Source organism: Wolbachia endosymbiont of Drosophila leontia, assembly GCF_028981785.1.
In the GTDB taxonomy this organism is placed as follows: domain Bacteria; phylum Pseudomonadota; class Alphaproteobacteria; order Rickettsiales; family Anaplasmataceae; genus Wolbachia; species Wolbachia pipientis.
Genome location: NZ_JAPQLK010000027.1, coordinates 1 through 3,984, shown reverse-complemented (window position 1 = coordinate 3,984; position 3,984 = coordinate 1). Strand labels below are relative to the sequence as shown.

The following is a 3,984-nucleotide window of genomic DNA, read 5'->3' as shown; positions in this document are numbered from 1 at the left end:
GACATATAGCACTGCACAAAATACATCATACAAATCAAGTTTCCTTGGTTTTGTTTTCTTTCTGCTACTCCCCAGTATTGGTCTAATTTTTTCAAATTGTTCTTTACTTATATCGCTTGGATAGCTTTTTTGCATGGACATACCTCTTTCTTAACTATGCTTATTTTACCTCATATTTTCGAGATCCTTAACAGGTTCTAATACTTACAAAAAAACACCCCTATAAAATAACTATCTCTTAGAAAATTGACACTTTTTCCGAGCTTTATGTTGACCATATTTCTTACGTTCAACAACACGTGAATCTCTAGTTAAGAACTCACCATTACGTAGTATAGAATGCAAATCTTGGCTTACACTACTTAAAGCTCTGCTTATTCCATGAGCTAGAGCACCTGCTTGACCAGATAGCCCTCCACCTTTTACAGTTGCAAATACATCGTATTTATCCAATGTGGAAGTTGCAACAAATGGCATTTTTACTATTTGGCACACTGACTCTCTTTTAAAATAAGAAATTAGATCGCCTTTTTTGTTAACACTAAATTTTCCACTCCCCGGCTTTATCCATACCCTTGCTACAGATTCTTTTCTTCGGCCTGTAGCATATAAACGACCAAGCGAATCAACCGCTGATTTAATTGTCTTTTCTGACCAATCATTGTTATTTATTGTAGAACTCTTCATTTTTACTCCATTACTTTTTATTTTTACGATTCAAAGAGGCAAAATCTATCTTTTCAGGTTGCTGTCCTTGATGCTTATGCTCTGAACCAGAACAAACATACAAATTTTCAAAGCGTCTACGTGCCATAGGCCCATCATCAAGCATCCTTTTCACTGCCATTTTTATTACACGCTCAGGAAATTTGCCATTTAAAATATTATCTGGAGTAGTTTTCTTCAAACCACCAGAATAACCTGTATGCTTATAGTAAATTTTATCTTTAAGCTTCTTTCCGGTGAAATGCACCCTTTCTGCGTTGATAATAATTACATTATCGCCACAATCCATATGAGGTGTATACTCAGGTTTATGCTTTCCACGTAATAGTGTCGCTACAAATGCTGCAAGCCTCCCTACCACTAATCCTTCTGCATCTATGACAAACCACTTTTTATTGATTTGTTTCTCCTTTAAGAAAAAAGTCTTCATTATTTGATCCAACAATAGTAAGCTATGATATACTTAATTTCTCAATAGTGTCAACAATATTAGTTATTGATTATTAAAGCAATTTATGTTAGTAATTGAGCTGGGCAACCAATATGCATAGGAATTAGAATGTTTCGATTGATTATCACACTTGCGATCATTTTTAATACTATAAGTTGCTATGCAACCGATGTGGGAGAAGTGATAAGCAAAGCCATCAAAAATAGCTCAAAAATAAAGTCTCAATTTTACCAATATAAAAGCGCAGAAAAACACTATAAATCTTCTGGGTTAGCTGGATTTTTACCTGACATTAATTTGCAATACAATTTCGATAGTAACTTTAATCTTGATACATCTGAAAAAAAACTTACATTGCGCCAGAAATTAATCGATGGCGGTGGTACCTTTGCCACATTCAGTCGATCAAGCCATCTTCTCAAAGCAGAAAAGATGCGATTTCAGCAATTAAAACAAGAGCTTGCACTTAATGCTGTGAAAGCATATGTTAATGTTTTACAAAAGACAGAAATGTTAAAGCTCAGAAAACATAAAGAACGCGTTTCTTTGGAACATTTGTCAGCTATGAAAAAACGCTTTTCCCTTGGAGAGGTAACCAATGCTGAAGTTTTGTTAGCAAAAGCAAAATTTTCGTCTTCTATGTCCGAAAGAGTTGATGCTGAAGGTAAATTAAAGTTGGTAAATATTGCTTATTATCATTTGATTGGCGAAGATGCTGATGACCTTTCTGAAGCTAATGATAAACTACCTTCTGTTCCAGAGCTAAGTGAATGTTTACAGTTAGCAAAAACCAATAATTTATCTCTAAAAGCAGCAGTTTATCAAAAAAGAGCAGCCGGAATGGAAGTGATTGCTGAAAGCTCCAAGTGGCTTCCTTCTTTAAATCTAAGTGCAAGCAAAATTTTTGGGGAGGATGGTATGAAGGTAGACAAACTATTAGAAAATGTTCATGTAGTTTTTACTCTTGATGTTCCAATCCTTAAGAGAGGAGTTAATGCTTTTGGTTTCAGTAAAGCTAAAATGGGTGCAAAAAAATCTACCTACGATTATTATGAAACGGTAAAAAATATAGAACAAGCAGTTGTAAATGCTTGGAATAATGTGTTGACAGCAAAGGCCATTATCAAAGCAAGTCAAGAAGCGGAAAAAGCAGCAGCTCTAGCATTGGAAGGAGTTGAGCAAGAAGTAAACTTAAATTTAAAGAGTACATCTGACCTTTTGGACACTGAAGATGCATTATTTAAAGCACGTTCGGACTTAGTTGAAGCAAAAAGCAATTATGTGATTAGTGTTTACAACTTGCTTTTTATGATAAATAGTATAGACCTCTAAATTTAATGGTATTAGCACTATGCATGATGAACAAGGCAATCAGTCTGTAAAAGATATCCTAGAAGATATAAAAAAAGCTATATCGGGTAAAAACGCGAGTAACGATAAAGCAGAAATAAAGGATGAAAATGATGATGTGCTATACCTTGAGGAAGAGTATCCAGAAGAAATAGAAGAAGATGGCAAAAAAGAAAATAATGAAAAAGAGGACATTGATAATGATGACCAAAGTGAGGAAATGGCTTGCAACAATAACCAATTTAATGGCCATAGCTACAATTCAGAAGAAAAAAAAGATATTTATTTGTACGATAATATCCAAATGAGTAATAACAAAGCGAGTAATAGCGGCTTACAAGCGCAAAATAACGATCATCTAATTTTAAAAGAGAATATGGAAGAGATCAAAGCGTTGCTTGGAAAAATGCAAAACGAATTACAGCATAAACAACAAAAAAAAGCGAACCTTACTGTTGAAGAATTAGTTACATCTCTTTTAAAACCTCAGCTCTCAGAATGGCTGAATAAATATCTACATGCACTGGTAAAAGAAGTAGTTGAAAAAGAGCTTAAAGATATAATCAATAATAAGTAGGGTATTAGCAATAAAAACTAGAGTAAAGACGGCTAGAGGCAGAAAACTATCTTCAACAAGGTGGCTACATCGTCATTTGAATGATCAGTATGTGCAAAAAACCAGCAAGGATGGTTATAGGTCACGCTCAGCATATAAGCTAGTAGAAATGGATAACAAATTTAAATTATTCCAAGAAGGGCAAAAAATTATTGATCTTGGTGCTTCTCCTGGTGGATGGTCACAAGTTGCATCTCAGAAAGGTGCAAATGTGGTTGCTCTTGACATAAAACCAATGAACGCAATTAATGGAGTAGAGTTTATACAATGTGATATTATCAATGAGTTTGAAATTTTAAGAGAAAAATTCAAGGATCAAAAATTTGATGTAATTTTATCTGACATGGCGCCCGAATCTTGTGGTTTAAAATCGTTGGATCATATCAGAATTATGCTTTTATGTGAGGCAGCGCTCAATTTTGCGAAGCATTTCTTGAGCCATGGTGGCACGTTTGTAGTAAAAATTTTCCAAGGAGAATCTGATAAAGATTTTTGTAACGAGCTAAAAAAAATGTTTAAAACAGTAAAATACTTTAAACCAAAGTCAAGTAGATCTGAATCTACAGAAATGTATTTGGTAAGTTTAGGCTTTATTGGCAGCAAACCTTCTATATAATATTAATCTAGGTAGTCCGCAGAAACAAAAAACTTGCTTGACAAACCTCGCCAGCCCCCTTATCACGATAGCGAAGCTATTGTATTTGCTTTCGCCAATCTGCAGATTAAAAGGTAAGGATTACTTAATGTATCGGCGTCTTATGTTCAATTTTTTGCAGTATGTAGATACTGTATGTCTTTACAAAACTTCATCTACATCTGGATTTTTATCTAAATAAGCTGA

At 34.2% G+C, this 3,984-nt stretch carries 5 protein-coding genes and 1 pseudogene; 3 read left to right on the top strand and 3 right to left on the bottom strand.

Annotation, left to right across the window (positions count from 1 at the left end; all coding sequences use genetic code 11):
• From OZD63_RS00875 to rplM, 3 genes and pseudogenes are all read right to left on the bottom strand, one after another.
• Nucleotides 1–135: pseudogene (locus OZD63_RS00875) on the bottom strand (IS5/IS1182 family transposase); the annotation flags it as partial.
• A gap of 96 nt (nucleotides 136–231) precedes the next feature.
• On the bottom strand, nucleotides 232–687 hold the full coding sequence (rpsI, locus tag OZD63_RS00870) for a 30S ribosomal protein S9 (protein WP_006279875.1): 456 nt from the start codon (nucleotides 685–687) through the stop codon (nucleotides 232–234).
• Nucleotides 688–697: 10 nt separating this feature from the next.
• A complete protein-coding gene (rplM, locus tag OZD63_RS00865; protein WP_275007843.1) occupies nucleotides 698–1,156 on the bottom strand; it encodes a 50S ribosomal protein L13 in 459 nt (152 codons plus the stop codon).
• Nucleotides 1,157–1,285: 129 nt separating this feature from the next.
• Between rplM and OZD63_RS00860 the strand changes: the two genes are divergently transcribed.
• The 3 genes from OZD63_RS00860 to OZD63_RS00850 all read left to right on the top strand — a co-directional run bounded on the left by OZD63_RS00860 (nucleotide 1,286) and on the right by OZD63_RS00850 (nucleotide 3,759).
• Nucleotides 1,286–2,509: a TolC family protein gene (locus tag OZD63_RS00860; RefSeq protein WP_275007842.1), complete on the top strand. Its 1,224-nt coding sequence runs from the start codon at nucleotides 1,286–1,288 to the stop codon at nucleotides 2,507–2,509.
• Between the two features lie 19 nt (nucleotides 2,510–2,528).
• Nucleotides 2,529–3,104 (top strand): PopZ family protein, encoded by a 576-nt coding sequence (locus tag OZD63_RS00855; protein WP_010082598.1) that lies wholly within the window; start codon nucleotides 2,529–2,531, stop codon nucleotides 3,102–3,104.
• Between the two features lie 76 nt (nucleotides 3,105–3,180).
• Entirely contained in the window at nucleotides 3,181–3,759 is a 579-nt protein-coding gene (locus OZD63_RS00850) for an RlmE family RNA methyltransferase (RefSeq protein WP_010962344.1), read from the top strand.
• The last annotated feature ends 225 nt before the right edge of the window (nucleotides 3,760–3,984 follow it).

Coding starts and splice junctions, on each gene's coding strand:
- rpsI (WP_006279875.1), bottom strand. CDS start 687: ATGAAGAGTTCTACAATAAATAACAATGATTGGTCAGAAAAGACAATT.
- rplM (WP_275007843.1), bottom strand. CDS start 1,156: ATGAAGACTTTTTTCTTAAAGGAGAAACAAATCAATAAAAAGTGGTTT.
- OZD63_RS00860 (WP_275007842.1), top strand. CDS start 1,286: ATGTTTCGATTGATTATCACACTTGCGATCATTTTTAATACTATAAGT.
- OZD63_RS00855 (WP_010082598.1), top strand. CDS start 2,529: ATGCATGATGAACAAGGCAATCAGTCTGTAAAAGATATCCTAGAAGAT.